The sequence below is a fragment of the Actinomadura rayongensis genome (genome assembly GCF_009831215.1).
Lineage (GTDB): Bacteria > Actinomycetota > Actinomycetes > Streptosporangiales > Streptosporangiaceae > Spirillospora > Spirillospora rayongensis.
This window is the reverse complement of sequence record NZ_WUTW01000006.1, coordinates 280,913-307,377: the sequence shown is the minus strand read 5'-3', so window position 1 is coordinate 307,377 and position 26,465 is coordinate 280,913. Positions and strand designations below refer to the sequence as shown.

The window sequence follows — 26,465 nt, the reverse complement described above, 5'->3', positions numbered from 1 at the left end:
GGTGGTTTCCCTGCGGTCCGGGGCGGCCCCTCGTGGGCGCCCTCACCCCTGCTACGAACGCCCCCGCCCCGACCCGACACCACCGCCCGAACTTTTCAGAAAAAGTCCGGCCCCGCCCCGCGACAGGGGGCGGGGCCGGACGAACTCAGGCGGCGGGCCCGAACCAGGTCGGAAGGTGCGCCGCCAGGTCGGCCTGGTCGTCGCCGACCCACGCGACGTGGCCGTCCGGACGCAGCAGGACGGCGGGCGCGTCCAGCTCCTCGCTGACATCGGCGACGACGTCCACGCGGTCCGACCAGCCGTCGGCCGAGAGGCGCCCGGTCTGGTCGAGCAGCAGGCCCCGGCCCTCGCGCATCAGCTCGTAGAGGCGTCCGCGCTTCAACGGCACGTCCCGTAGCCGCCGCCCGAGCAGCGGATGCCCCGAACCGAAGTCGTACCGGATCCCGATCCCCACGATCTTCTCGATGAGGTACCGGTTGACCTCCTCGAACTCCTCCATCACCTCCGCCAGCAGCCGCCGCAGCGCCTGCGGGCCCGGCTCGGGGGACATCACCGCCGACTGCGCCCGCGTGTTGTTCAGCACGTCGGCGGCCACCGGACGGCGCTCGGCCTCGTAGGTGTCCAGCAGGCCGTCCGGCGCCCGGCCCCCGAGTTCGGCGGCGAGCTTCCAGCCGAGGTTGAACGCGTCCTGGACGCCGAGGTTCAGCCCCTGCCCGCCCAGCGGCGGATGGACGTGCGCCGCGTCCCCGGCCAGCAGGACGCGGCCGACCCGGTAGCGCTCGGCGAGCCGCGTCGCGTCCCCGAACCGCGACAGCCAGCGCGGCGAGTGGATGCCGAAGTCCGTCCCGGCGAACACCCGGACGCGCTCGCGGACCTCGTCCAGGGTCGGCGGCGCGGCGCGGCCCTCCGACACCTCCGCCGCCGGGACGACGACGCGGAACGCGTCCCCGATCGGCCCGACGCCGAAGACGTGGTGCTTCTTGCGGACCTCCCCGACGATCCGCGCGATGGTCTGCGGGTCCTCGCCGACCTCCACCTCGCCGAGCAGCCACTCCGACCGCGCGGCCTCGCCGGGGAACCCGACGCCGAGCAGCTTGCGGACCGTGCTGCGGCCCCCGTCGCAGCCGACGAGGTAGCGCGCCCGCAGCCGCGTGCCGTCGGCCAGCTCGGCTGTGACGCCCTCGTCGTCCTGGCTCAGCCCGGTCAGCTCCCTGCCGCGCCGGATCTCGGCGCCGACCTCGACGGCGTGCTCGGCGAGCAGACGGTCGATGATGGGCTGCGGGATCCCGAGGACATAGGAGTGCGCGGTGTCCATCTTCTCCGGCCACGGCCGGTCGATCCCGGCGAAATAGCCGCCGTACTGGAATTTGCGGCCCTTTTCGAGGAAACGCTCCAGCAGACCGCGCTGGTCCATCACCTCGATGCTGCGGACGTGCAGGCCGAGCGACCGGACGACCTTGGTCGGCTCCGCCTCCTTGTCGAGCACGAGCACCCGCGCGTCGTGCAGCCGCAGCTCGCCGGCCAGCATCAGGCCGGTCGGCCCGGCGCCGACGATGATCACGTCGTACATGAATCGCCATCCCCTGGTGAGTGCTCTTCCGGCCGGAATCCGGGCGCGGTCCGAAGACGTGAATCCCCCGATTCCCCCGCGCGGATCGGCCCCGGCCGGAGATTGTGCAGCACGCCAGGGGTCTTGCCGCAAGCCCCGGGGTGTGTTATACGTTAGTAGTGGCAAGGAGTGACCTCCTTGCCTTTTCCTTTTCCCCGGCGCGGGCCGCGGTTTCAGCGCAGGGCGAGCGGCGTCTCGGTCTGGACGCGGGTCAGCTTCTCCGGATTGCGGACGTAGTACAGCCCGGTGATCGAGGCGTCCTCGACGCGAACCGCGAGGACGCCGTCCAGCTCGCCGTCCAGGAGCACGAGCAGCGCCGGGCTGCCGTTGACGACCGTCGGCTCGATCGCGAGCGTCCCCGCGAGCTTGGCCATCCGCCCGAACAGCATCCGGACGACCTTGTCCGCCCCCGTGACCGGACGCGCCGCGGCCTTCTTGACGCCGCCGCCGTCGCTCACCAGGACGACCTGCGGCGCGAGCACGTCCAGCGCCCCCTGCGGATCGCCGTTCTCGAACGCGCGGCGGAACGCGTCCACCGCCTCCCGCGCCGCCCCCGAGGACACCGCCGCGCGGGGCCGCCGCTCCTCGACGTGGCGGCGGGCGCGCAGCGCGATCTGGCGGCAGGCCGCCGGGGTCTTCCCGACGGCCGCCGCGATCTCGTCGTATCCGAGGTCGAACGCCTCCCGCAGCACGAACACCGCCCGCTCGGTCGGCGACAGCGCCTCCAGCACGACCATCAGCGCCATCGACATGCTCTCGGCCAGTTCGGCGTCCTCGGCGACGTCCGGCGCGGTGAGCAGCGGCTCGGGCAGCCACGGGCCGACGTAGGACTCCTTGCGCCGCTGCAGCGCGCGCAGCCGGTTGAGCGCCTGCCGGGTCGCGATCCGCACCAGGTAGGCGCGCTCGTCGCGCACCTCGTCCCGGTCCACGCGCACCCACCGCAGCCACGTCTCCTGCAGCACGTCCTCCGCGTCGGCCGCCGAGCCGAGCATCTCGTAGGCCACGGTGAACAGCAGGTTGCGGTAGGTGACGAACGTTTCGGTCGCCGCGTCGCTCATGTCCCGTCCTTTCGTCGGCTCGAGGTTAGGCCACGCGCTCGGGGGCGGCCGGGGCGCGGCGGGCGTCGAGGCGGGCGCGGCGCGAGGCGTCCTTGACCCACTTCAGCGAGCCGGGCTTGCGGGCCTCCTTCGCCAGGTGCTCGACGGTCTGGACGCACACGAACTCCTTCAACCGCCCGCCCGGACGCCCGGCGAGGTGGAAGCGGGTCGCGGTGTCGTCCCGGTGCGCGAACTGGAAGATCCCGAAGCGCCGGCCGAGGCTGATGCACTGGCCGAAGAAGCCGAGGTCGAGCGGGGCGGGCCGCTCCCCCGCGATCCGGTTCAGCACGGTGTCGGCGGCGTGCGCGCCGATGCGGGTGGCGGCCTGGCAGCTCATCCGCAGCGGCAGGTCCGAGGGCGCCGCCGCGTCCCCGGCCGCGACGATCCGGACGTCGTCCAGGCTCGTCAGCGTCTCGTCGGTGCGCAGCCGGCCGAGGACGTCGGTGCTCAGCCCGCTGCGCGCGGCCAGGTCCGGGACGCCGAACCCGGCGGTCCAGACGGTCACCGCGCTCGGCAGTTCGCTGCCGTCGGCGAGGCGGACGGCGTCGCGCGTCACCTCCGTCACGCGCGTGCCGGGGCCGGCGAGGACGGTCACGCCGAGCGCCGCGAGCCGTCCGGCGACCGAGCGGCGGCCCCGCGCGTGCAGGTAGGGGCCGAGCGCGCCGCCGCAGACGAGCGTGACGGCGCGGCCCCGCTCGGCCAGCTCGGCGGCGGTCTCGATGCCGGTCGGGCCGCCGCCCACGACCGTCACGGCGGCCTCGGCGGGCACGGCCGCCAGGACGTCCCGCAGCCGCCGCGCCTCCTCCAGCGTCGTGACCGGGTGGGCGTGCTCGGCCGCGCCGGGCACGCGCGCCTCGCCGGCGGCGCTGCCCGCCGCGTAGATGAGGTAGTCGTAGCCGACGGTGTCGCCCGACGCGCAGGTCACGCGGCGTCCGGGGACGTCGATGGCGGTCACGGTGTCGACGGTCAGGCGGACGCGCCCGGCGAGGACCTTCCGGTACTCGACGACCGCGTCGTGGGTGCCGGCGGCGAGCTGGTGGAGGCGGATGCGCTCCACGAAGTCGGGCCGGGGGTTGATGAGCGTGACGGCGACGTCGTCGCGCCGCGTCAGCCGGTTCGCCGCCATGACGCCCGCGTAGCCTCCGCCGATGACGACGACGTGGGTGGTTCCGGTCATGATGTCCTCCGTCTCCAGGTGGTTCGCCCTGAAGACACCGCGCCGCCCGGCGGCGTGACGGTTTGTGACTCAGATCACCGGACAGCACACCGGATCGTCGCAGGGCTCGCCGTTCTCGCTGCCGTAGACCGCGAAGGGGCGGACGTTCGCCAGGACCTGTTCGGCGAGGTCGGCGTCCAGCGGCGGCGCGGACAGCGGACGGCCTTCGCCGGGGAACGTCTCCGCCAGGTCCGGGCGGGCGACGCCGTCCATGAAGGGCGTCCACAGCGGATGGTCGGGGAATCCGTTGATCCGCAGCACGAGCCAGCATCCGTCGATGTTGGCCGCGGCGGGAAAACGCGGGTCGCCGGTGCGCCGCCACTCCGGGAATTCCATCGCCCCATGATGCAGGAAAGGGGGCCGGCGGCCCCCTTTCCTCGCTTCCTCATGCCCGGTCGAAGGTCCGTCTGGCCCAGAGGTAGGAGACGGCGCCGATCCCGACGCACCAGGCCACGGCGATGGCGGCGTCGTGGCCGATCGGGGTGCCGAGCAGCAGGCCCCGGACGGTCTCCATGACCGGCGTGAACGGCTGGTACTCGGCGAACCACCGCAGGGCGGTCGGCATGGAGTCGGTCGGGACGAATCCGCTGCCGAGAAAGGGCAGCAGGATCAGCGGCATCGGCGCGTTGCTCGCGGCCTCGGGCGTCGGCGACTTCATTCCGAGCGCGACCGACAGCCAGGTGACGGCCACGACGAACAGGGTGAGCATTCCGGCGGCGGCGAGCCATTCCAGCGGCGCCGCGTTCGGGCGGAAGCCGATCGCCAGCGCCACGCCGATCACCACGGCCATTCCCAGGAGCTGCTGGACGACGCTGCCCACGACGTGCCCGGTGAGGACCGACCCCCGGGAGATCCGCATCGTGCGGAACCGGGCGACGATGCCCTCGGACATGTCGGAGGCGACCATGACGGCCGTCCCGGTGGCGGCCGTCGCGACGGCCATGAGCAGGATCCCGGGGACCACGTAGTCGACGTACGCTGCGCGCCCGCCGCCCAGCCCGGCGCCGAGCGTTCCGCCGAGGACGTAGACGAACAGGATCAGCACGATGACCGGCGTGACCACGAGCTGCACCGTCATCGACGGGTAGCGCAGCAGGCGCTTGAGCTGGCGCCGGACCATCGTGGACGAGTCGCGCGCGGCGAGGGTGAGGGCGGTCATCGGACGGACTCCTTCTGCGGGGCGGTGAGGGTGAGGAAGACGTCGTCGAGGTCGGGGGTGTGGACGGTCAGGGCGGCGACGTCGATCGCGTGCGCGTCCAGGGCGACGAGCAGGTCGCGGATCGCCCGCACCCCGTCGCCGGGCACCCGCAGCGTGAGCGTGTCGGGGTCGGGGGCCCCGGCGCCGACGATCCGGTGCGCGGCGTCGAGCAGGCCGGCGTCGGCGAAGGTGAGCCGGACGTGGCCGCCGGGGATGAGGCGCTTCAGCTCGTCGGCCGTGCCCTCGGCGATCAGCCGGCCGTGGTCGAGGAGCGCGATGCGGTCGGCGAGGCCGTCCGCCTCCTCCAGGTACTGGGTGGTCAGGAAGATCGTGACGCCGTCGGCGACCAGTTCCCGGACGATCCGCCACATCGCGCGGCGGCTGCGCGGGTCCAGGCCGGTGGTGGGCTCGTCCAGGAAGATCACCCGCGGGTCGCCGACCAGGGTCATGGCGAGGTCGAGGCGGCGCCGCATCCCGCCGGAGTACGTCCCGGCCGGCTTGCGCGCCGCGTCGGCCAGGTCGAAGCGGTCGAGCAGCGCGGCGGCCCGGTGGCGGCCCTCCCGGCGCGGCAGGTGGTGCAGGTCGGCCATGAGGCGCAGGTTCTCCTCGCCGGTCAGCAGCTTGTCGACCGCCGAGTACTGGCCGGTGACGCCGATCGCGCCGCGCACGCCGTCGGGGTCGCGCGCCAGGTCGTGCCCGGCGACGCTGACGGTGCCGCCGTCGGCCGGGACCAGGGTGGACAGGATCTGGACGGTGGTGGTCTTGCCGGCGCCGTTCGGGCCGAGCAGGGCGAAGACCGTTCCTTCGGGGACGGCCAGGTCGACGCCGTCGAGCACGACCTTGTCGCCGTAGGACTTGCGGAGTCCGTCCGCGGCGATGGCGAGGTTCGTCATGGGGCGTTCCTCAGAGGCTCTGGGCGGTGATGTCGCCGTGGTCGGTGGTGGCGCGGATGTCGAGTTCGGTGGTGCCGTCGTTCTTGAGCGCGTTGCTGACGCGGCCGTGGCCCGTCCCGGCGTCCAGGGCGGCCGAGACGCCGGCGGCGGCGCCGACCGAGATGTCGCCGGACCGGGTGCGCAGGACGACCGTCCCGCGCACGGCCTCGGCGATCCGGATGGCGCCCCGCTCGGTGGTGATCTCCGCCGGGCCGCCGAGGCGGCCGATCTCGACGTCGGCGTCGAGGGCGGTGAGGCGGACGTCCGCGGCCTCGTCGACCTTCGCCCGGCCGTGGACGCCGGTGAACGCGAGGTCGCCGAGGCGGCCGACGGCCCGCAGCTCGGCCCCGGCCGACGTGCCCTCGACGCGGGACCCGGCGGGCAGCTGGACCGTCACCTCCACCGCGCCGGACGCGCCGAGGAGCTGCTTGCCGGCCGGGGCCTCGATCCGCAGGACGCCATCGGCGCAGGTGACCGCGGTCTGCTCGGCGGCCTTGGCGTCGCGGCCCTTCCCTTCGGCGGCGGGCCGAACCTCGACCGTGGTGTCGGCGCGGTCGGCGGCGATGAGCCGGATGCGCCCGGCGGGGACGTCCAGGACGACGGTGATCGGGGCGGGGGTGTCGAACTTCTGCATCGTGCTTCTCCCTTGCGGACCGGTTGTTTCCGACAACGGAAAAGCTACGTTGCGTTCCCTGTTCTGGCAACATCAATGTTGCATTGTAGTTGCGTATCTGCATGTCAGAAGCATCATTTCGTTGCAACGTTCTGGCGGGTAACGCAACAGATGTGCCGTCGATTCGTTGCGTTGAGCGCGAGTGAACGCTATCGTCGGGTGTCACCGAGACGAAGGAGGACGCGGTGCCCGGAGGCAGGCTCACGCAGAAGGACCGCCAGCAGATCGCGCTGGGGCTGGCCGACGGGCTCGCCTACGCGGAGATCGCCCGCCGCCTGGACCGGCCGACCTCCACGATCACCCGCGAGGTGATGCGCAACGGCGGCCCCGCCGGCTACCGCGCCGACCTGGCCCACCACGCCGCCCAGCGGCGCGGCCGGCGCGCCCGGCCCGCCGCGCCCGCGCCCGGGCGGGACGCCGCGCGGACGGACGGTCGCGACGCCCAGGCCGTCCGCGCCTACGAGGAGGACCTCGCCGCCGTCCTCATGCAGAGCGGCCTGCCGAAGATGATGGCGCGCGTGCTGGCCTGCCTCTACACCACCGACGCGGGCAGCCTGACCGCGTCCGAACTCGTCCGGCGGCTCCAGGTGAGCCCGGCGTCGGTCTCCAAGGCGGTCGCGTTCCTGGAGGGCATGGAACTCGTCCGCCGCGAGCGCGACGACCGCCGCCGCGAGCGCTACGTCGTGGACGACGACCTCTGGTACCAGTCGATGATCCGCAGTGCCCGGGACAACGCGCGGTTCGTCGCGGCGGCGCGGCAGGGCGTCGGCGTCCTCGGCCCCGGCACCCCGGCCGCCGCGCGGCTGGAGAACGTCGCCCGCTTCCTGGACTTCATCAGCGAGAGCATCACCCGCGCCGCCGAGCAGGCCCGCGAGGTCCTCCACACGCGGGAGTAGACCGGAGGAACACCGTGTCCGCGCTCTCCTCCCGAACGCGGTCGGGCACGGGCGCGAACGCCGTCAGGCTGTCGCGCACGTCCCTGTCGGCGGTCCCCCGGTGGTACCCGGCCAGGTGGACGCGCGCGTCGATCTCCCGCATGAGCATCAGGACGTCCTCGCGCAGGCTCCCGGCGGCGAGGACGTCGAGGCGCTGTTCCGGACGACCGCCGCCCGGACGAGCGCGGCACGGCACCCGCTGCTCTAGCTGGGGCTCATCGCCCGGCTCGCGGCCTCGCCTATAAGTCTGCCGCCGCGCTGGCAACGGACGGGCCCGGAGCTCCCACGCGGACGGCGGCTGCTTCGCGCGTGAACCGCCGTCAGCGCGGGGCGAGGATGCAGAACTCGTTGCCCTCGGGGTCGGCGAGCACCGTCCACGGGACGTCGCCCTGGCCGAGATCGACGTCGGTCGCACCGAGCGCCCGCAGCCGCGCCGCCTCCGCCGCCTGGTCGTCGCCGGCGTACGGCCGGAGGTCGAGGTGGACGCGGTTCTTCACGGTCTTCACGTCCGGCGTCCGGACGAGTTCCAGGTACGGGCCGACGCCCGCGGACGACCGCAGCCGGGCGAGGTCGTCGGTGACCTCGTGCAGCGTCCAATCCAGCGCCGCGTCCCAGAACCGGGCGACGGCCCGGGGGTCCGCGCAGTCGGCCACGACGGCGGCGATCGGCCCGGTGTCCGCGTAGAGCGGCCGGGGCTCCAGGACGCAGAACTCGTTGCCCTCGGGATCGGCGAGGACGGTCCACGGGACGTCGCCCTGCCCGATGTCGGCGGGCGTCGCACCGAGATCCCGCAGGCGCGCGACCAGCTCGGCCTGGTGGGCCGCCGAGGTCGTGGCGAGGTCGAGGTGGACGCGGTTCTTCACCGTCTTCGGCTCCGGGACGGCGACGAGGTCGATGAACAGCGCGGCGGGATCGGGATAGTCGAACCCCGGCGGCTCCAGGTTGGTGACGCCGGGGCCCTCGCTGGACAGCTTCCAGCCCAGCGCGTCCGCCCAGAACCGTCCGAGGGCGGCGTCGTCACGAGCATCCATCGCGATCTGCACAAGCCGTGTCGCCATGCGCCCGATCTTACGCAGCGTGACGCACTAGGGAGATCTCCGACATGTCGTACGCTGACGGCGTCCCCTTCCAGAAACGGAACGCCCCGATGCCTGCCGAACTACGTGAGCTGACCGTCCGCGTCTCGACGCGCCGGTGGAAGGACACGGTCCTGGACGGCGTCGACCTCGTCGTCCCGGACGGGAAGATCACCGCCCTGCTCGGCGAGTCCGGCTGCGGCAAGTCCATGGCCGCGGCGGCGCTCACCGGCTCGCTCCCCGCGTCCGCCCGCACCAAGGGACAGGTGCTCATCGACGGCACGCCGGTGAAGGGCCAGCGCGACTGGCAACGCCTGCGCGACGGCACCGTCGGGCGGCTCCCCCAGGCGGGCATCACGGCCTTCGACCCCGAGTCGACCGTCGGCGCACAGCTGCGCGACCTGGAAGAACGCCACGGACGCTGGACCGTCGCCCGGGCCTGCGCGGCCACCGGCTACCCGACCGAGATGGCCGACCTCTACCCGAAGCAGCACTCGGGCGGCCAGATCCAGCGCGCCGCACTGGCCGCCGCCCTCCTGCCGCGCCCCCGCGTCCTCATCGCGGACGAACCGACGGCCTCCCTCGACACCGAGGCCGCCTACACCGTCTGGGCCGCCCTCCGCCGCTACGCCGACACCGGAGCCGCCGTCCTGGTGATCACCCACGACGTCCCGATGCTCGCCGCCACCGAAATAACCGACCACGTGGCCCTCATGCGCGCCGGAAAAATCGTCACCACCGGCGACCTCACGTCCCTGGCCGCCCTCGACGACCCCTACATCCGAGGCTTCTTCCAACCAACCGCCTGAACTCGTGCTGCGAAGGGGCTGACCGCCAGCCGCAGCGCTGGGAGGACCAGCGGTAACGGTGGTCGGCCGACACGACCCAGGACGAAACTTCGCGTCCGCAACGCCTGACCCTGCTAGGCCCCAACCGCCTCATGACGGTACTGATCGTGGGAGCCTGTGCGCGTGCATCCTTCGCGCGTCCGGGGCCTTCCCTTGCCCCGCCTCCTGATCGAAGCGATGGCCTCGAGAGCTTGGCCGGCTCAAATCAGCTTGCGCCGCAGCCTTGGGCATCGGCGCGCGCGCCGCCACTATCCGTACGTCGGCCCCGAAGAGGTTCGCGTGCCGATCTCGTCGCAGGTCGCGGGCCATCCGATCACCTCGCCCGCCGATCTCACTGAATGGCTCGCCCGGCAGGACGCCAGTGACCGCAGAGAACCGTTCACGTTTGTAATCGACCAGTCCACGACCCTGCGCTTGGCTCCGCGGCGTAGCGAGCACGTCGTCTGCGCGGGCGGCGCCCCGGTACTCAGCGCTGGTGAGATCACCTTCGAGCCGGACGGCACCGGCTGGCGGGTGAGCGAGATCAGCAACCAGTCGACCGGCTACTGCCCCGAGCCGCATTTCTACGCGGCGGTGCAGTCCGCCCTCGACGCCGCCGCCCTCGATCATCCGGGCCGCTTCACGGTGCCGTTCATCTTCCGGCGCTGCGAAAGCTGCAGCCAGTTCAACGTCGTGAAAGACGACCACTACGTCTGCGCAATTTGCGACGAGCCGCTACCGACCTCCTGGAACGCGGACACTCCGGCGAGCCCCCACCCCAAATGAGGCCCGGAGTGAAGGGCCGGGCGTCGCGCGGCCGGTCGGTTTCATCATGACGAATTGAGCGGTCCGGGCTGAGAAGGTTGGGCAGTTCGGGCTTGGGTTGCGGACCAGATGGTGAGGAGTTTGAGGCGGTCCTCGGATGGGGTGCCGGGTTCGGCGGTGTAGATGATCAGGTCGTGCACGGTTCGGCCGGGCAGGGGCAGGTCGAGGGACTGGAAGGTCAGTTCCAGGTGGCCGACGTCGGGGTGCTGGAGTCGTTTGACGCCGTCGTGGCGCATCAGGACGTCGTGCGCGGCCCATTGGCTGCGGAACTCGGGGCTGAGGGTGGACAGTTCGCCGATGAGTTCGCGCAGTGCCCGGTCGCGGGGTTCGCGGGCGGCCTCGGCGCGCAGCAGGGCTGCGGTGGCGGCGCCGCCGGCGTCCCAATCGACGAAGAAGTCCTGTGCGCCGGGGTCGAGGAAGACGTAGCGGGCGATGTTGGGACGGCCGTGCTTGTCGGCGGTGGCGCTGTCGTACATCGGTGCGAGCAGCGCCCGGGCCAGGGGGTTTCCGGCGACGATGTCGGTGCGGCCGTTGCGGACGAACGCTGCGGACGTCGTAATGGAGTCGAGCATCCATTGGACCCGGGGCGGGACCTCGACGTCCCGGCGACGCGACGGCGTGCGGTTCGCGCGCCGCGATGAGCGGGCCAGGTCGAACAGGTAGGCGCGTTCGTCGTCGTCCAGTCGCAGGGCGCGGGCGACCGCTTCGAGGACGTCCTCGGACACACCGCCGATGTGGCCCTTCTCCAGCCGCGTGTACCACTCGGTGCTCACGCCCGCGAGAACGGCAACCTCCTCGCGCCGCAGCCCGGGGACCCGGCGACGGGCGCTGGTCGGCAACCCGGCCTGCGCCGGCGTGATCCGGGCACGCCGGCGGGTAAGGAAGTCCCGGATCTCGTTGCGGGTTCCGGGCTGTTCGTCCATGAAATTCATGGTAATCGCTGGTCACAGCCCGAAGGGGGTCGAAGTTATACCCCCCATGGACGCGACCTTCTCCCGTGGTGCCGATCGCGGTCTTCTGGTGTCCGGACGTTCCGACACAACCTCAAGAACGAACGGAGATACGTCATGAGCAAGTCGCTGACTGCGCCCGCGGTGGCGTTGGGCACGTGGGCATGGGGAGACAGTGGCGAAGAAGGCGATGGCTACTTCGGCAGTCCGCTCAGCGAGTCCGGTCTGCGCGAGGTCGTCGAGAAGGCGCAGTCGAACGGGTTCACCTTGTGGGACACCGCCGTTGCGTACGGCATGGGACGTTCGGAGACCGTCCTCGCCCAGGCGCTGAAGGGCTTTTCCCGCAGTGAGTACCAGCTGTCGACGAAATTCACCCCGCAGATGGCGGGCGACGGCGACGATCCGGTCGCGGACATGCTGGAGCAGAGCCTCGACCGGCTGGGCACGGACTACGTGGATATCTACTGGATCCACAATCCCGCCGACGTGGCGCGGTGGACGCCGTCCCTAATCCCGATGCTCAAGAGCGGCAAGATCAAGCATGTCGGCGTCTCGAACCACGACATGGCGGAGATCGCTCGCGCCGATGAGATCCTCGGCGCGGCCGGTTTCCGCGTGGAGGCGGTCCAGAACCACTACAGCCTGCTCTACCGGGGTTCTGAGCGCGCGGGGATCCTCGACCACTGCCGCGAGCACGGCATCCGGTTCTTCTCCTACATGGTCCTTGAACAGGGAGCGCTGACCGGCAGGTACGGCCCGGCGAATCCGATGCCGGAGGGGAGCAACCGGGCGGGCGTGTACAACGGCATCCTGCCCCAGCTCCAGGCGCTGACCGACCGGATGGCGGCGATCGGCAAGGAGCGCGACGCGTCCGCCGCCGATGTCGCCACCGCCTGGGCCATCGCCAAGGGGACCACGCCGATCATCGGGGTCACCAAGGCGCGTTACATCGACGGATTGGTCCGAGCCCGCGACATCGAGCTCACCGCCGAAGGGATCGCGGAACTGGAAGCGCTGGCCGATGCTGCGGACATCGACACGCGCGGCTGGTGGGAGCACGAGATGTAGCACGAAGGCTGAAGGGGTCGGGGCGTGGCAACGCGCTCCGGCCTCCTAACCGGGGACGAACCGCCCACGAGGGCGTTAAGCGAACATGTTCGTTACGATCGTGGACATGAACGTCCGGAGAGAGCCGATCAGCCGCCGGGACCGCCCGGCGAAACCCGCCCTGTCGCGCAGATGGATCACCGAGACCGCCGTCCGGATCATGCGGGAGGAGGGTCTGGAGAAGGTCACGATGCGCCGCATCGCCCAGGAGTTGGACACCGGCCCAGCCTCGCTGTACGTCTACGTCGCCAACACCGCCGAGCTGCACGCGGCCGTCCTGGACGCCCTGCTCGGCGAGGTCGACCTGACGGGGCGGGACGGCGGCGAGGGCTGGCGGGAGCAGCTCCGCGCGGTGATGCGGTCCTACACCCTGGTGCTGTTCCAGTACCCGCAGCTCGCACGGTCCGCGCTCGTCGCCCGGCCGAGCGGCGAGAACTACCTGCGCCTGGTGGACCGCGTCCTCGACCTGCTGGCGCGGAGCGGGGCCGCGCGTGAGCAGGTCGCCTGGGGCGTGGACAAGCTGCTTCAGAACGCAACCGCCACCGCGGCCGAGCAGTCGACGCGGGACCGCGACCCGGCCGCCGAGGACGAGTGGAGCGCTGCCGTGCGCGCGCTCGGCGCCGTGGGCGCGGACACGCACCCGGCGATCGCCGCGCACATGCCCGCCCTGGTCGGCGGCTCCCCGGAGGAGCGCTTCCGGTGGAGCTTCGACGTCCTCGTCAACGGGATCGTGGGGACCCCCGTCCCCGGCGGGCAGAGCTGAGGCCCAGGCGGGCGCCCGCTTCCGTCGCCGGAGACGCGCGGAGGTGTCGCGAACATGTTCGTCGGGAATTTGTTCGGCACGAACGCGTTCGTTAAGGTGAAGCACATCGGCGCCGACGCGCGCCAGATCCGCAGCCCGGCGGCCCCAGTGCGGCACCCGCAGACCTTCCCAGCTCCCATCGGAGGCAATCATGAGCACCACTCACGTCCCGATCGCGATCATCGGCGCAGGCCTTGGTGGCCTGACCGCCGCCCGCGTCCTGCACGTCCACGGCATCGAATCGGCGATCTTCGACTTGGAGGCCTCGCCGACGGCCCGGACCCAGGGCGGAATGCTCGACATCCACGAGGAGAACGGGCAGCAGGCGCTGCACGCCGCCCACCTCCACGACGAGTTCCGCAAGATCATCCATCCGGGCGGCCAGGCGATGCGTCTGCTCGGCGCCGACGGCACCGTGTTCGTGGAAGAAGCGGACGACGACGCCGGCAGCCGCCCGGAGGTGGACCGGGGCGACCTGCGCGACCTGCTGCTCGGCTCGCTGCCCGACGGCACCGTCCACTGGGGTCGGCGGGTCGTCCGCGCACGGGCGCTCGGCGACGGCCGCCACGAGGTGGAGTTCGCCGACGGCTCGGCCATCACCACCGATCTGCTGATCGGCGCGGACGGCGCCTGGTCCCGCATCCGTCCGCTGGTCTCCGACGCCCGGCCCGCCTACAGCGGCATCTCCTTCGCCGAGACCGACCTGTTCGAGGCCGACGCCCGCCACCCGCGCGGCGCGGCGATCGTCGCCGGCGGCTTCTTCTTCGCCCTGGGCGACGAACGCGGCATCCTGGCGCACCGGGAGACCGACGGCAGCCTCCACGCCTACGCCGCGCTCAAGGTCGACGAAGGCTGGGCGGACACGGTCGACTTCACCGACCCGGCCGCCGCCAAGGCCGCCGTGCTCACCCATTTCGACGGGTGGTCCGACGACCTGCGCAGCCTGATCGCCGACGCCGACACCATCGTCCCGCGCCGCATCCACGCCCTGCCCATCGGACACAGCTGGGACCGCGTGCCGGGCGTGACGCTGCTCGGAGACGCGGCACACCTGATGTCCCCGTTCGCAGGCGAGGGCGCCAACCTGGCCATGCTCGACGGCGCCGAACTCGCCCTGGCGATCGCCGCGCACCCCGGCGACCCCGAAGCCGCCCTGACCGCCTACGAGAAGACACTCTTCCCACGCTGCGCCGAGGTCGCGTTGGACTCCGCCACCAGCCTGGAGACGATGTTCGACGAGCAAGGCCTACAGAACATGGTCGCGTTCTTCGCCTCCCACGACGAACCCGACGCGGACCCGTCCTGAATCACCGTGGCGATCGCACCGGGATTGAAACCCGACACCGACGACAGCACCGGCGCCTGGGCGTGGCGGCCCCGGCGCACCACGCCTGGCCGGACATAGCAGAGACCGCCACGGCCACAACGGACACAGCACGATCGGGGGCGTCCACCTTGGTACCTCTTCTCTGACGAGGGGGATGCCCGTCCACGTCCCTTGGGCGAAAGGGCGCGGGTTGACGGTGAGGGCATCGAGCGGTTTGGGCTCGTGGCCCTGAATGTGCCGACTACTGCGGATGTCTCTGCCGTGAAGCGCTTGGTTATTCAGGGTGCGGACCAGAGCCGGTGGCACTATGAGGAGGGCTGTGTGACACCGGAGTGGCGGGCGATCGAGTAGTCCTCGCAGTTTGGCTGACAGTTAGTTGATCACGAAGCTCTTCCTCCGAGGGTCGGGATGCCGAGGTCCACTGGGGCCACTCTGGCGAGTCGGCGGGTCTGGTCTCGTTTCTGGCGGAGGAAGGACAGGGTGAGGTCGATGCCTTCGATTTCTCCGAGCCAACCCTCGGCTTCGGCTCGGGAGCGGCGGGCCAGAAGGTCGAGTTCGATCTCGTCGAGGCGGGGCAGCATCTTCGGGTTGATGTTGATCATCGGGCATCTCAGACAGGCGTGTTCATGCTGGCAGGCGGTCGCGTAGGGGCGGGCGCATCCTCCCAACTCGACCTTGCGCTGATCGAAGTGCTCCTCGAACCCGAGCCATTCGGCCTGGGTCACGGGCCGATACTCATCGGCCGGTCGTGCTTGGCGGCGGCGGACGGTGCCGAGCTGGCGTTGGAACAGGAACGGCATCGGCTCACTCATCCGCCGTTCGTGCTGGTCGTAGCGTTGGATAAGGGGCATGGGCCGGCCGCCGTCGGTGTGGCGGCGGATGATGACGGCGAAGATCTCGGCCGACATGGGGATGACGCGCTCGCGGTCGGTCTTGGACGGGCGATGACGAGCAGCGCAATGACTTCACCGTTGGGGCGTCGGTATTGGCGGATGCTGAGGTGGGTGAGCTCGAGGAGTTCCTCGAGCCGGATGCCGCTGTGCCGCAAGACCTCCATGGTCGACCACTCCCGGAAGGCCAGTTCCTCGGCGACGGTGACGTTGAGGTCCGTGCCGGTGGCCAGGTCACGGACGCGAACGTTGGCTTGGCCGCCGTGGCGGTGACGTCGTTCGTCGCCTGCTGTCCAGATGCGCTGGTAGGAGCGTCCTTCGAGAGTGAAGGTCTCACCGGAGGCCCGTGGGGATGCTTGTTGCAGAAGTCCGCGGAGGTGGTGGTAGCGATCTTCGAGGTGGGCAACGAGAGTGGGCAGAAGAGGTTGGCGGCGTCGGATGCGGTCGTCGATGCGTTCCTTTGCGCGCCGCTTGTGGGCGGTGAGCTCTCGGAGCGCGTTGTATCGGTTGATCAGGTGCTCGCCGAGCTCGGCGAGCAGGATCTCAGCGGCGCTCTGGCAGGCGTCGTCGCCGAGCCGGAAGGCCTCCCGGCGGGGCAGAGCGTAGGAATCGAGCAGGTTGCTGACAGTCCCTGCGAGCACGAACCCGCGGCAGGCCAGCGCGAGCACGACCGGGGCGGGTTTCCCGTCAGCGGCCAGGGCGATCTCGCGGGTGATGCCGGAGATCTTCTCGGCGAGGGCTGGCGAGGAGGAGGGCTCAGGGGCGGGGCCGGGGGTGGGGTGAGGGGCATGGTGTGGTCAGAGGTTCTGCTGGAGGGCGGCGAAGTCGGCGTGAGCGGCGGCGATGGCTTCGGGGTAGCGCTGGGCCTTGTGGTGTTCGGCGAGGGCGCGGTAGATGCTGGCCAGGCTGGGGTTGCGTCCGTGGCGTTTGCCGGTGGGGATGATCAGGTCTTTGCGGATGTCTTCGACCTTCTCTCCGGCGGCTAATGAGAGCTACCGGGTCGGCTAATGCGGCGGAGCACGGTGTGGACATGTCGTCGGTGATCACCTGGGGGCGTCCGCCGTGTTTGCCGCCGCGGGCGGCTGCGTCCAGGCCCTCCAGGGTCGCCTCGCGGATGGTCTCGCGTTCGGTCTCGGCCATGGCGGCGAAGAAGGCGAACAGCATCCGTCCGGGCCCTGAGGGGTCGTAGATCCCGGCCAGTGGTCCGGCGAGCATCTCCAGGACCAGGCCGTGGGCGGTCATGTGGTCGGCGAGCGCGGTGAGTTCGGCGGCGTCGCGGCCGAGCCGTTTCATCTCATGGACAGTGAGGATGACGCGGCAGTGCGGGGCGTGGGCCTTGATCTGCCGGGCGGTGGCCAGGGCCTTCTCGAACTCGGGTCGGACCTTGAGGCGGGTGGAGATCTTCTCGGCGAAGATCTTGTTGCGGGGGATGCCGTGGGAGGCCAGCGCGTCGAGTCGGGACTGGAGTTCCTGGGTGAGGGTTTCCGACCTCCAACGCCCACACCGCCCACCGGGGCTTGCTTGCGCTGACCCGCGGTGAAAGCCGCACAGGCAGTGCTGAGGGGAGGCCAGCAGGTTACCCCGCTCCGCTGGCCTTACCCGATATACCAGCCCTCAGAACTGTGCATACGAAGTGCAGGACATTGTGCTCGCGTTGACGATGCTACATCCGCCCGTAGGGCTGCCGAAAGAGTACCCGGCAGGGAGGGTGAAAGTGCTGGCGAAGCCGATAGTGATCAAGCTGGTTCGGCAGGTGTCGATGCAGTAGCCTGTTGAATTGAGCGTCAGGGACGGTTGGTTGTAGTTCTCGCTGGACGATTGGCCGATCTGGACTATGCCCCATATCGACTGATAGGTATCGATATTGGCCGTAATGTGCGCAGGAGTGACACCGGTGCATGAGTCTACGATCTGAGAGGTGACGTAGAAGGACCCCAGCGGGGGGTACCGGTAGGAAGGGTTGAAACTACAGGACCAGCTGGCGGTGGTCGTGGCGCCCCTGTGCTTTCGCGTTGCCACGATAGTGAAGCCTCCGGCCTTCGCGCCGACCCTGACGGGGGCTTTTAATAAAGGCATTGGCTTGGGGCTCGGCGCCGTCGACTGCGCGTAGGCGACGTTTCCTCCGATCAAGGTCGCAGAAAGCGCTGCAGCTCCCACCGTGCCAGCGATCCGGCCAGCGCTCATTACTGGCTTGATGTTCCTCATGTGCTACCCTTTCCCGTACGGATTGCCAACGGCCGGCCTCCTGAGATTCCGCCGCCGACACCTATCACGCCGGACGTTAATCGGACTTCCGCACCTGCACAATAGCTCCGACAACAAGTAACACTACGAAGTCAAATCCGGTCAGCCCAAGATTAGGGGTGACTGGTCAGGTCGGGGCTGGATGAGTTGAGTTTCAGGCGGTGGAGGGCATCCAGCGGCGGTGGTTGGCGAGCTGGGTGAGCGCGTCGAACAGGTCGACGCCGTGCTTGGCGGTGGTGGCCAGGTAGGACCGGAACGCAACGAATTGCTCGGCGCCGGTCAGGGTGCGTAGGCAGCCGGAGATCTTCTGCCGGATCTTGATCATCGGTATCTCGCGCTCGGCTGCGTTGTTGTCGAACGGAACGCGTGCATCCACGGTGAACCGGAGGTGGTCGTCGTGGCGTCCCAGCAGTCGGCGGGCCAGGGCGTTGTGTTCTTTCTCCAGGTCGCTGCTGCGGGCTGCGGTGGCCTTGATCCCCAGGCGGGCAGCGGACCGGAAAGCGTGCTTGGCGCCGGTCATCTTGTCGGCGCCCGGGCCGCCCAGGGCGCCGTCGCGGGCCAGAGCATCATCGACCGGGTGCTTCATGGTGCGCAGCGCGTCGGCGGCCTAGGTGACTTGTGTTAATCGTGTGGGCTCGCGTTGGGTCTTGGCTGTGTGCCGGGCTTGCGGTGTTGGTCGCTGGGTGTGGGGAGAGGTTGAGCGATGGCGGTAGGCCAGACTCCGATGCAGCCGGGGTTGCTGTCCTCTACGGCGGGTTTTTGCGAGGGTCGGCTGGCGCCGAACTCGATCTACGCGGTGCTGCACCGCGAGTGCCGGGCTCTGTTCCCGGACGAGATGTTCGCGGACCTGTTCGCCGAGGACGGCCGCAGGTCGGTGCCGCCGATGATCGTGGCGGTGGTGATGTCTTGCAGCGGCTGGAGGGCCTGTCCGATCGGGAGGCGGTCGAGCGGTTCGCGTTCGATGTGCGGTGGAGGTATGCCGCTGGCGGGCTGGACTTCGACCATCCGGGGTTTGTGCACACCCTCTTGGTGGACATGCGGGCGCGGTCGGCCGCTTCCGCCCGCCCGGATCGAATCTTCGAACGGACCGTGGAGGTGGCCGCGTGGGCGGGGTTGGTCGGCCGCCGCAGGGTGCTGGATTCGGCGCCGATCTATGACGCGGTGGCCACGCAGGACACCATCACGCTGATCCGTTCGGCGATCCGCGGGCTGTTGCGGGCGGCCGACCAGGTGCTGCGGGCCGAGTTGCGAGCCACTGCTCTCCAGTGGCGACGCCTGCACCAGCACGGACAAGCCGGTCATCGACTGGAGGGACGCCGTCGAGCGGGAGGCCCTGATCGACTCACGGGCTCGGGACGGCCGCCCGGCAGGCCAACCCGGTCCCCGACGACAGCGACGGCCAGGTCCACCATCCCCTCGACGACGCCGCCTCGAAGGCGGACCCGGACACGTGGCCGTGGCTGCCCGGGCTGGTGCTCGGCCAGACCGGCGCGGATGAGTGGGAGATCGTGGTGACCGACGACCGTCTGGTGGAGTGCCTGGACGCCGACGGGGACCCGGTCTACCCGGTCTGCTACCGCGGCCGTGAATCGATCCGGCACCACTGACCCGCGACGATGTCGGTCAGGTCGGTCCGGTGGCGAACAGGACGGTGGGTTCCAGGTCCAGGCGGGTGGAGGGCGCGGCGGCGGGCGGGGTGAGGTTGAGGATCCAGTTCCCGAACCGGCGGACGGTGTGGGTGATGTAGGGGGAGATGGTGGCCAGGTCGTCGACGTCCACGCTCTCGCCTTCGGCGGCCACGGCGTTAGCGGCGTCGGTGATGTCGCAGGCGGTGGAGTAGATGACGCAGTTGGCCAGCAGCTCGTTGAACTTGATGACCTTCTCCTGGTAGTCGGGGTCGTTGTGGCCGATCAGCTCGCCGCCGAACATCAGCCAGTCGGCGAAGCCGTGGAAGGCCTCCGGCCTTGGGGAACATCGGTACAGCCGTTGGCGCTGAGAACGATCATGGTCGTTTAGTGCGGGAAAGTCCGCCGGGCGAGTCCTGGATCTGGCTAAAGTCCGGTCGTGCCGGTGGAGTTTCTGAGTGATGAGCAGGCTGAGGCGTACGGGACGTTCGCCGAGGAGCCGACGAGGCCTGAGCTGGAGCGGTTCTTCTTCCTGGACGATGTCGACCGGGACCTGATCGCGCTGCGGCGAACCAAGCACCACCAGCTCGGGTTCGCCCTCCAGATGTGCACGGTCCGGTACGTGGGCCTGTTCCTGGAGGACCCGCTCGCGGTGCCGTGGCCGGTAATCGAGCATCTGGCCGCGCAGCTCGGCATCGAGGATGTGGCGGTGGTGAAGCGGTACACCGAGCGTCCGAAGACGGCGTACGAGCACGCGTGGGAAATCCGGGACGCCTACGGTTACCACCCGTACGAGGACGCGGAGTGGGGGCGGCGGTTCCGCACGTTCCTGCACGGACGGGCGTGGACGCACGCCGAGGGGCCGCAGGCGCTGTTCAACCAGGCGGTGGGCTGGCTGCGCCGTCACCGGGTGCTGCTGCCCGGCGTGAGTGTGCTGGCCCGGCAGGTGTCGGAAGCCCGCAAGGTCGCGGAGAAGCGCTTGCACGCCACGGTGGCCAAGGCCGCCCGGCGGGCGGACCCGGCACTGCCCGGTGACCTGGTCGCCACGCTGAAGACGCCGGAGGGCAGGCGGTACTCGGAGCTGGAGCGCTTGCGCCGACCGCCGACGAGGACGACGGGCACTGCGTTCGCCCGCGCGCTCGAGCGGGTGGAGGAGATCGGCGCGTTCCAGCTCGGCCAGCTCCGGTTGTCGCAGATTCCGCCGAACCGGCTCGCGGCGCTGGCCCGATACGCGCTCGGATTGAAGGCGCCGCTGCTGGAGCGGACGGCGGAGCCCAAGCGCACGGCGATGCTCACGGCAGTGATGCGGCATCTGGAGGCGAAGGCGATCGACGAGGCCCTAGACCTGTTCCAGGTCCTCATGGCAACGAGGCTGATCAGCACGGCGAGGCGGACCACGGACAAAGAGCGGCTGTCCACGCTGCCGCAGCTGGAGAAGGCGTCCCGCACGCTCGCCCACGCGGCGAAAGTGCTGTTTGAAGAGCTGGAGCTGGTCGAGGAGCGCGGCGCGGATGTGAACGTTGCGGCGCTGTGGGCAGCGGTGGAAGAGGTGGCGCCCCGGGCCGCGGTGATGGGTGCGGCGGTCACGGTGGTGTCCCTGGTGCCCCAGGACGAGGGTTCGGCCGAGACCGCCATGCGGTCTGCTCTGGCCGCCCGGTACAACACGGTGAAGCCGTTCCTGGCGCTGTTGGGCGAGTCGAAGGCGCTGTCGGCCGCGACGGGCGGCGTCCGGGTACTGGCCGCGGTACGCCGTCTCCCGGAGCTGGCCCGGCGGAAGGTGGGCGTCAAGCCTCTGCTTGCGCGCGAGGTGGACGACAAGCTCGTGCCGCCGGCGTGGCGCAGGGCCGTCTACGCCAACCCCGACCTGCCTCAGGGGGCGGTCGACCGCGACGCGTACGTGGTGTGCGTGCTGGAACAGCTGCACCGAGCCCTGAACCGGCGCGATGTGTTCGCCTCGCCTTCGCACCGCTGGTCCGACCCGCGCGCGGCTGCTGGACGGCACCGAGTGGGAAGCCGTGCGCGAGGACGTCTTGGCGGGACTCAGCCTGGACATGCCGGTCGAGGAGCACCTGGCGGAGCTGGTGCGGGGTCTGGACGCGGGCTGGAAGCTGCTGGCCGAACGCCTCGCGGAGGCGGGGCCGGCCACGAAGGTCAGCATCGAGACGAACGAAAGCGGCCGAGTGAGGCTGAACGTCGCAGGGCTCGGTGCACTCGGCGAACCGCAATCCCTGGCCTGGCTGCGCGGCCGGGTCGAGAGGATGCTCCCGAAGATCGACCTGCCGGACCTGCTGTTCGAGGTGCACGCCTGGACCGGCTTTTTGGACGCATTCGTCCACCTCGGCGACGGCACCACCCGCATGAAAGACCTGACCACCTCAGTGGTCGCACTGCTGGTATCGGAAGCCTGCAACATCGGCTTGACCCCCGTGGTGAACCCGAACTATGAGGCGCTCACCCGATCCCGGCTCGTCCACGTCGATCAGTACTACCTACGGGCCGACACCATCGCCACGGCGAACGCGAAACTGATCGCCGCCCAAGCCAAGGTTCCCATCGTCCGGTTCTGGGGTGAAGGGCTGCTCGCCTCCGTGGACGGGCTGCGGTTCGTCGTCCCCGTCCAGACCATCAGCGCCGCGCCCTCACCGAAGTACTTCGGATTCAAACGCGGCATCACCTGGCTGAACGCCGTCAACGACCAAGTCGCAGGAATCGGGCAGATGGTCGTCCCCGGCACCCCGCGCGACTCCCTGCACATCCTGGACGCTCTCCTGAACCTAGACGGAGGGGTAAGGCCGGAAATGGTGGCCACCGACAACGCTGCCTACTCCGACATGGTGTTCGGCTTGTTCAAGATCCTGGGCTACAACTTCTCCCCGCGCTTCCGCGACTTGGACGACCAGCGATTCTGGCGCGCTTCCATGCCCGGTGTGGAGACGGGGACCTACGGGGTGCTGGAAGACCTGGCCCGCAACCGCGTGAACCTGAACAAGGTGATCACGCACTGGCCGGACATGCTGCGCGTGGCCGGCTCCCTGGTCACCAACCAGGTCCGTGCGTACGACCTGCTGCGCATGTTCGGACGCGACGGCCGCCCTACCCCGCTCGGCACCGCGTTCGCCGAGTACGGGCGGATCGCCAAGACCGAGCACCTGCTGCGGGTGGTCGACCCGGTCGACGACACCTACCGACGCCAGATGAACAGGCAGCTCACCGTCCAGGAATCCCGCCATAAGCTCGCCCGGGACGTGTGTCACGGCAAGCGCGGCACCATCCACCAAGCCTATCGCGACGGAATGGAGGACCAGCTCGGCGCGCTCGGCCTCGTGCTGAACGCCGTGGTGCTGTGGACGACGCGGTATATCGACGCCGCCGTTCAGCACCTTCGCGCCGAGCGCCACGAGATCCGGGACGAGGACGTCGCCCGGCTCTCCCCGCTCAAGCATCGTAATCTCAACGTGCTCGGCCGCTATAGCTTCACCGCCTCCAACCCTGCAGCGGGTAACCTCCGGCCCCTGCGCGATCCGGACGCGCCCGAGCTGGATGAGGATGAGATTGGTGTCGAATGAAGGGGCTGCGCAGCAATCGCGCTTGAGCCAACGCCAGCTGCGGACCGCACAGAAAGACTGAGGGGTGCTCACCCAGCGCTGGGTGAGCACCCCTCAGTCTTTCTGCGTGACGGCTACAGGGCGACGGGGGCCTTCTTGTACCAGCCGGTGATGACATTGACCAGGTGGACGATGTTCTGGGTCCGCATGATCGGCGCGGCGGCGTTCGGTTCGAAGTCGTCGCCAGCATCGGTGGTGCGCCAGATGCTGTTCTCGGCGACCGGGACGGCCATGTGCGGGTCGAGGCGCTTGAAGAAAGCGGTGATGTCGTCGAGTTCGGCCGGATTGTCGCCGGCACGCAGGTTGCGGAAGACACCGCCCAGAACACGCAGCATGCCCACCGAGCCGAGCAGCGAGGTACGGCGCACCCGCTGTGCCATCGTCAGCTCGTCGGGCTTGCGCTCGGCTTCAGGATCATCCTCGGTGAGGGCGGCAAGGTCGGTGAACGCGTTGGAGATGACGTCCAGGAAATCTTTGACCTGCTCGATCACCTCACCGTCGGTGAGAGTCTGCTCGGCCTTCTTGCTGATTCGTCCACCGGCCCCGGCGATGACGGCGCGGGTAATGTCGGCGACGTGCTTGGCGCCCATGAAATTAGGGTTCTTCAAGGTCATGCGGTCCTGCTCGGCATCGACCCGACCCTTGAGGAGCGGATGGTCGATGACGTCAGACAGGGTCCGGTTGGCGACCTTGTAGCTGTCGAAGCGGGCGCGGACTGCGCTGCTGATGCCCTTAGCGTTGTCGGCGACGTCGACAAACATCTGCTGGGCCTTGATCGGGTCAGGCTCGACGTAGATGTCCAGGCCGACGTACTCCTCCTTCAGCCGTGTCATCTGGGCGATGAGCTTCTCGCGTTCCGCCTGGAGCTTGGCCGCCTTCTCCGGGCTGACCTTGCGCGCCATGTCACGGTCGACGCCAGCGATGGCGTCGGTGATGCGCTGCTTCTCGATGGCGACACCGAGCACGCGGTGTTGGCCGTCGATGGTGCGCAGTGAGGAGACACCGCCGATCGCCCACGGGACGGTGAGGTACCCGACCGCACCATGCTCGTCGAGCTTCTCGAAACGGCAGCCTCCACTGTCGCGAGCCAGGAGGGCAGGGGCGACCCAGTCCTGCTTGGCGTCGAGGTACTCGCCGAAGTGCTTGGCGTGCAGACGGTCGACCTTGCGATTGTCCTTGTCGACGTTGTTCGGGTCGGGCACAGGAAGGATCGTGGGCAGGTCAAGGAGGGGAACGCGCGTCGCGTATACCGCGCGTCCTCCCTGGATGGTCTTGATCGCCAGGTACGTGCTGGAGTCCTGCGGCTTGGACAGGCGCAGGGGGTCGACGTTGATGCTCACAGGTATGCCTCTAATCGGCTAGACAAGACCCCGGCGGGTCTTGTTAAGGAGTAGATAGTATCATCAACATGCAATCATGGGAAATAAGATCTTAACCACCCTCAATGGCTACTACTTGGTCTCGCTAGGGGCATGCCTCGCGCAGGTGTCAGCCGTCAGATTCGCGGACTCGCCTCCGGCGTCAAGGTCGCCCTGTCTTCAAACGAACGTTTGAAGACAGGCGCCGCGCGCGGCCAATGGCCCGTGCGTGACCAGGACGCCCGACGGCGGCGATCCAATCAAATCCGATGGTGATTGATGACAGGGTTTGGCGACAGATAGCGTCCGATCCTCTGCAAGGAAGGGACCCCCGATGGCGAACCTGATCTACAAGCGGGTCTCCACCGACCAGCAGTCGACCGCCCGGCAGAACCTCGTCCTCGCCGACGCCCATATCGCCGACCCGGTCACCTTCGAGGAGCAGGCCGGCACCTCCAGCCGCCTGCACCCGCTTCAGCGGCCGAAGTTCAGCGAGCTGCTCATCTACGCGCGGCCCGGCGACACCGTGCACATCTCCGAGATGTTCCGCCTCGTACGCGGCACCGGCCACATCCTCGACGTGCTCGACGTCCTGCACCGCGACCGTCTCGCCCTGCGCATTCACGACGGCGCGTTCTCCGCGATGGACCTCACCGCCCGCCACCCACGCACCGGAGAGCTGCTGTCCACGGTCAAGTTCATGGTCCAGACCCTCGCGGCCGCCGGAGAACTCCAGCGTGACCTCCAGCGCGAGCTGACCTACGACGGACTACGAGCCGCCGAGGCCAAGGGCAACAAGGGCGGCCGCCGCCCAGCCATCACCACCGACAAGACCGCCGCCGTCCGCGCCGCCTACCTGGACGGCCGATCCATCGCTGCACTGGCCCGCGAGCACGGCGTCAGCCGCGGCGCCATCCGCACGGCCGTCGCCGACCTCATGCCCGACCACGCCGCGGCGGCCGACCGTCCGAACAACCCAGCCCCCGACCTGCCGGTCACCCTCGACATGCCCGGCAAGGTCGCCGACTTCCTCCGCACCGCCGAATTGGAGCCCGCCGAACAGGCCTCACTCGACCATGGTGCGACCATCCGGCGCGGCCGGGGCTACACCCTGCGCGTCACCGCCACGCATGCGATTCACCGCCAGCTCCTCGCACACTGCCAGCCTCTCGACGGCAGCACCCAGGGCACAACCGCTATCCCCGCACAACGCAAGGCCCGCCGCGAGTATGAGAACCGCGTCAACGCCCTCACATCGGCGTCCACCGGACCATGATCGTTCTCAGCGCCAACGGCTGTACCGATGTTCCTCAAGGCCGGCCTCGGTGCGGTTGGTGACGGCGGTGATCTGCTCACGCAGGTCGGGGTCGGACAGGTACCGCAGCAGCGTGATGGTCCGCACGGCGCGGCCGAGTTCGCGGAAGGCGCGGTAGAGGCGGTTCTTGCGGGAGTGGTTGCCCAGGCGGCGCAGCAGGTCGAACCCCAGCAGCGCGGCCAGCCCGAAGACAGGTAGCGGCTGGCCTTGGGTGTCGGCGTGGATGGTGTCGGGCTGGATCTCCGAGGCGTTCCGCAGCAGGCCCTCGATGATGTACACCGCCTCCCACACCCCACACGGGATGAAGTGGGAGAAAAGAGCCACGTACGTATTCGAGATGTGACGGTAGGCGAGACCTCCGTACCCTCCGTAGCGGATGTGGATTCGGCGAGGAGGTTGTTCTCCCACGTCTCGATCTGGGTGCCGTCGGCGGCCACGGTCTTGCCGTCGCCCCACATCGAGGCGATGTCGAACTGGTTGAAAGCGTTGACCACGGTCGTGGACGCTTTGGCGATCTTCTCGCTGGTGGCGTGCTTGTCCCCGGCCAGCGACAGCTCGTGCGGGCTGACCTTGCCGCGCATGTGCGCGGCGACCTGGGTCGGGCCGAGCAGGGTGCCGTAGGCGAAGGTGGCCAGCACATACCGGCCGAGGGTGTCGGAGATCTTCGGATCCGAGCCAGACGCCGGCCCGAAGTGGTGGTGCCAGCGGAGCTGGTAGGCGGTACGGGGGAGGATGTCCAGCAGGTCGCGGTGCGCCAGCCGGGCGTGGACCGCCTCACAGACCGCCCGCGTGGCGATGTCGTCGTCCGAGGACGTCGCTAGCCCCTGCTCCGCGGCCTCGACCATCGCCGCGCG

The 26,465-nt window shown here is 69.7% G+C and carries 25 protein-coding genes and 3 pseudogenes; 10 read left to right on the top strand and 18 right to left on the bottom strand.

Translation table 11 applies throughout. The features are described from left to right. Window positions 1–145: 145 nt before the first annotated feature. From rox to GQ466_RS24820, 7 genes are all read right to left on the bottom strand, one after another. A complete protein-coding gene (gene rox, locus GQ466_RS24850) occupies window positions 146–1,570 on the bottom strand; it encodes a rifampin monooxygenase (RefSeq protein ID WP_161105437.1) in 1,425 nt (474 codons plus the stop codon). A 212-nt stretch (window positions 1,571–1,782) separates the two neighbouring features. After that, a complete protein-coding gene (locus GQ466_RS24845; RefSeq protein WP_161105436.1) occupies window positions 1,783–2,667 on the bottom strand; it encodes an RNA polymerase sigma-70 factor in 885 nt (294 codons plus the stop codon). Between the two features lie 25 nt (window positions 2,668–2,692). Next, window positions 2,693–3,883, bottom strand: a complete 1,191-nt coding sequence (locus GQ466_RS24840; protein ID WP_161105435.1) for an NAD(P)/FAD-dependent oxidoreductase — start codon at window positions 3,881–3,883, stop codon at window positions 2,693–2,695. Between the two features lie 69 nt (window positions 3,884–3,952). Continuing rightward, on the bottom strand, window positions 3,953–4,258 hold the full coding sequence (locus tag GQ466_RS24835) for a hypothetical protein (protein ID WP_161105434.1): 306 nt from the start codon (window positions 4,256–4,258) through the stop codon (window positions 3,953–3,955). Between the two features lie 49 nt (window positions 4,259–4,307). Continuing rightward, the gene (locus tag GQ466_RS24830) at window positions 4,308–5,081 is read right to left on the bottom strand and encodes an ABC transporter permease (protein WP_161105433.1); all 774 of its coding nucleotides are present in this window, start codon (window positions 5,079–5,081) and stop codon (window positions 4,308–4,310) included. Further along, window positions 5,078–6,013 (bottom strand): ATP-binding cassette domain-containing protein, encoded by a 936-nt coding sequence (locus tag GQ466_RS24825; protein ID WP_161105432.1) that lies wholly within the window; start codon window positions 6,011–6,013, stop codon window positions 5,078–5,080. The genes GQ466_RS24830 and GQ466_RS24825 overlap by 4 nt, the downstream gene beginning before the upstream one ends. Window positions 6,014–6,023: 10 nt before the next feature. Beyond that, window positions 6,024–6,686: a DUF4097 family beta strand repeat-containing protein gene (locus tag GQ466_RS24820; RefSeq protein ID WP_161105431.1), complete on the bottom strand. Its 663-nt coding sequence runs from the start codon at window positions 6,684–6,686 to the stop codon at window positions 6,024–6,026. A gap of 224 nt (window positions 6,687–6,910) precedes the next feature. Here GQ466_RS24820 and GQ466_RS24815 point away from each other — a divergent pair, with 224 nt between their 5' ends. Both GQ466_RS24815 and GQ466_RS32480 read left to right on the top strand, forming a co-directional pair. Beyond that, complete coding sequence (locus GQ466_RS24815) at window positions 6,911–7,621, top strand: helix-turn-helix domain-containing protein (RefSeq protein WP_161105430.1); 711 nt, start codon at window positions 6,911–6,913, stop codon at window positions 7,619–7,621. A gap of 115 nt (window positions 7,622–7,736) precedes the next feature. Beyond that, the gene (locus GQ466_RS32480) at window positions 7,737–7,868 is read left to right on the top strand and encodes a hypothetical protein (protein ID WP_272918092.1); all 132 of its coding nucleotides are present in this window, start codon (window positions 7,737–7,739) and stop codon (window positions 7,866–7,868) included. Window positions 7,869–7,980: 112 nt separating this feature from the next. On the opposite strand, the gene GQ466_RS24810 is transcribed toward GQ466_RS32480, so the two are convergent. Further along, window positions 7,981–8,718 carry a VOC family protein gene (locus tag GQ466_RS24810; protein ID WP_161105429.1) on the bottom strand — a complete coding sequence of 246 codons (738 nt, stop codon included), beginning with the start codon at window positions 8,716–8,718 and terminating at the stop codon, window positions 7,981–7,983. A gap of 44 nt (window positions 8,719–8,762) precedes the next feature. Here GQ466_RS24810 and GQ466_RS24805 point away from each other — a divergent pair, with 44 nt between their 5' ends. Then, entirely contained in the window at window positions 8,763–9,545 is a 783-nt protein-coding gene (locus tag GQ466_RS24805; protein ID WP_237418329.1) for an ATP-binding cassette domain-containing protein, read from the top strand. Between the two features lie 318 nt (window positions 9,546–9,863). Then, a complete protein-coding gene (locus tag GQ466_RS24800; RefSeq protein ID WP_202421056.1) occupies window positions 9,864–10,349 on the top strand; it encodes a hypothetical protein in 486 nt (161 codons plus the stop codon). 44 nt (window positions 10,350–10,393) lie between these two features. Here the strand turns inward: GQ466_RS24800 and GQ466_RS24795 are convergent, their stop codons facing one another. Beyond that, the gene (locus GQ466_RS24795) at window positions 10,394–11,311 is read right to left on the bottom strand and encodes a helix-turn-helix transcriptional regulator (protein WP_161105428.1); all 918 of its coding nucleotides are present in this window, start codon (window positions 11,309–11,311) and stop codon (window positions 10,394–10,396) included. A 144-nt stretch (window positions 11,312–11,455) separates the two neighbouring features. Here GQ466_RS24795 and GQ466_RS24790 point away from each other — a divergent pair, with 144 nt between their 5' ends. The 3 genes from GQ466_RS24790 to GQ466_RS24780 all read left to right on the top strand — a co-directional run bounded on the left by GQ466_RS24790 (window position 11,456) and on the right by GQ466_RS24780 (window position 14,553). Next, a complete protein-coding gene (locus GQ466_RS24790; RefSeq protein ID WP_161105427.1) occupies window positions 11,456–12,406 on the top strand; it encodes an aldo/keto reductase in 951 nt (316 codons plus the stop codon). A gap of 106 nt (window positions 12,407–12,512) precedes the next feature. Further along, the gene (locus GQ466_RS24785) at window positions 12,513–13,208 is read left to right on the top strand and encodes a TetR/AcrR family transcriptional regulator (protein WP_202421055.1); all 696 of its coding nucleotides are present in this window, start codon (window positions 12,513–12,515) and stop codon (window positions 13,206–13,208) included. Window positions 13,209–13,398: 190 nt separating this feature from the next. Beyond that, a complete protein-coding gene (locus GQ466_RS24780) occupies window positions 13,399–14,553 on the top strand; it encodes an FAD-dependent oxidoreductase (RefSeq protein ID WP_161105425.1) in 1,155 nt (384 codons plus the stop codon). Window positions 14,554–14,954: 401 nt separating this feature from the next. On the opposite strand, the gene GQ466_RS31990 is transcribed toward GQ466_RS24780, so the two are convergent. Then, on the bottom strand, window positions 14,955–15,482 hold the full coding sequence (locus tag GQ466_RS31990) for a hypothetical protein (RefSeq protein ID WP_237418328.1): 528 nt from the start codon (window positions 15,480–15,482) through the stop codon (window positions 14,955–14,957). A 92-nt stretch (window positions 15,483–15,574) separates the two neighbouring features. Between GQ466_RS31990 and GQ466_RS31985 the strand changes: the two genes are divergently transcribed. Continuing rightward, the gene (locus GQ466_RS31985) at window positions 15,575–16,450 is read left to right on the top strand and encodes a hypothetical protein (RefSeq protein ID WP_237418327.1); all 876 of its coding nucleotides are present in this window, start codon (window positions 15,575–15,577) and stop codon (window positions 16,448–16,450) included. A gap of 139 nt (window positions 16,451–16,589) precedes the next feature. Here GQ466_RS31985 and GQ466_RS33195 read toward each other — a convergent pair. The 5 genes and pseudogenes from GQ466_RS33195 to GQ466_RS24745 form a co-directional block, all read right to left on the bottom strand. Then, a pseudogene (locus tag GQ466_RS33195) lies at window positions 16,590–16,895 on the bottom strand (recombinase family protein); the annotation flags it as partial. Between the two features lie 183 nt (window positions 16,896–17,078). Continuing rightward, complete coding sequence (locus GQ466_RS24760; RefSeq protein ID WP_161105422.1) at window positions 17,079–17,669, bottom strand: hypothetical protein; 591 nt, start codon at window positions 17,667–17,669, stop codon at window positions 17,079–17,081. Window positions 17,670–17,862: 193 nt separating this feature from the next. Then, complete coding sequence (locus GQ466_RS33190; RefSeq protein ID WP_161105421.1) at window positions 17,863–18,294, bottom strand: IS66 family transposase; 432 nt, start codon at window positions 18,292–18,294, stop codon at window positions 17,863–17,865. 203 nt (window positions 18,295–18,497) lie between these two features. Further along, a complete protein-coding gene (locus GQ466_RS31050) occupies window positions 18,498–18,713 on the bottom strand; it encodes a hypothetical protein (RefSeq protein WP_202421114.1) in 216 nt (71 codons plus the stop codon). Window positions 18,714–19,331: 618 nt separating this feature from the next. Next, window positions 19,332–19,796, bottom strand: coding sequence for a Tn3 family transposase (locus tag GQ466_RS24745; protein ID WP_337193619.1), 465 nt, complete (start codon window positions 19,794–19,796; stop codon window positions 19,332–19,334). Here GQ466_RS24745 and GQ466_RS24740 point away from each other — a divergent pair. Beyond that, window positions 19,773–22,899, top strand: a pseudogene (locus GQ466_RS24740) (Tn3 family transposase). The gene GQ466_RS24745 and the pseudogene GQ466_RS24740 overlap by 24 nt on opposite strands. A 113-nt stretch (window positions 22,900–23,012) precedes the next feature. Here the strand turns inward: GQ466_RS24740 and GQ466_RS24735 are convergent. Then, a complete protein-coding gene (locus GQ466_RS24735) occupies window positions 23,013–24,278 on the bottom strand; it encodes a DNA sulfur modification protein DndB (RefSeq protein WP_161105420.1) in 1,266 nt (421 codons plus the stop codon). 352 nt (window positions 24,279–24,630) lie between these two features. Here GQ466_RS24735 and GQ466_RS24730 point away from each other — a divergent pair, with 352 nt between their 5' ends. Then, window positions 24,631–25,572: a recombinase family protein gene (locus tag GQ466_RS24730; RefSeq protein WP_161105419.1), complete on the top strand. Its 942-nt coding sequence runs from the start codon at window positions 24,631–24,633 to the stop codon at window positions 25,570–25,572. A gap of 6 nt (window positions 25,573–25,578) precedes the next feature. Here GQ466_RS24730 and GQ466_RS31970 read toward each other — a convergent pair whose 3' ends face one another. Continuing rightward, window positions 25,579–25,758 carry a transposase gene (locus tag GQ466_RS31970; protein ID WP_237418359.1) on the bottom strand — a complete coding sequence of 60 codons (180 nt, stop codon included), beginning with the start codon at window positions 25,756–25,758 and terminating at the stop codon, window positions 25,579–25,581. A 72-nt stretch (window positions 25,759–25,830) separates the two neighbouring features. Continuing rightward, window positions 25,831–26,456: pseudogene (locus GQ466_RS31035) on the bottom strand (Tn3 family transposase); the annotation flags it as partial. Window positions 26,457–26,465 lie beyond the last annotated feature (9 nt).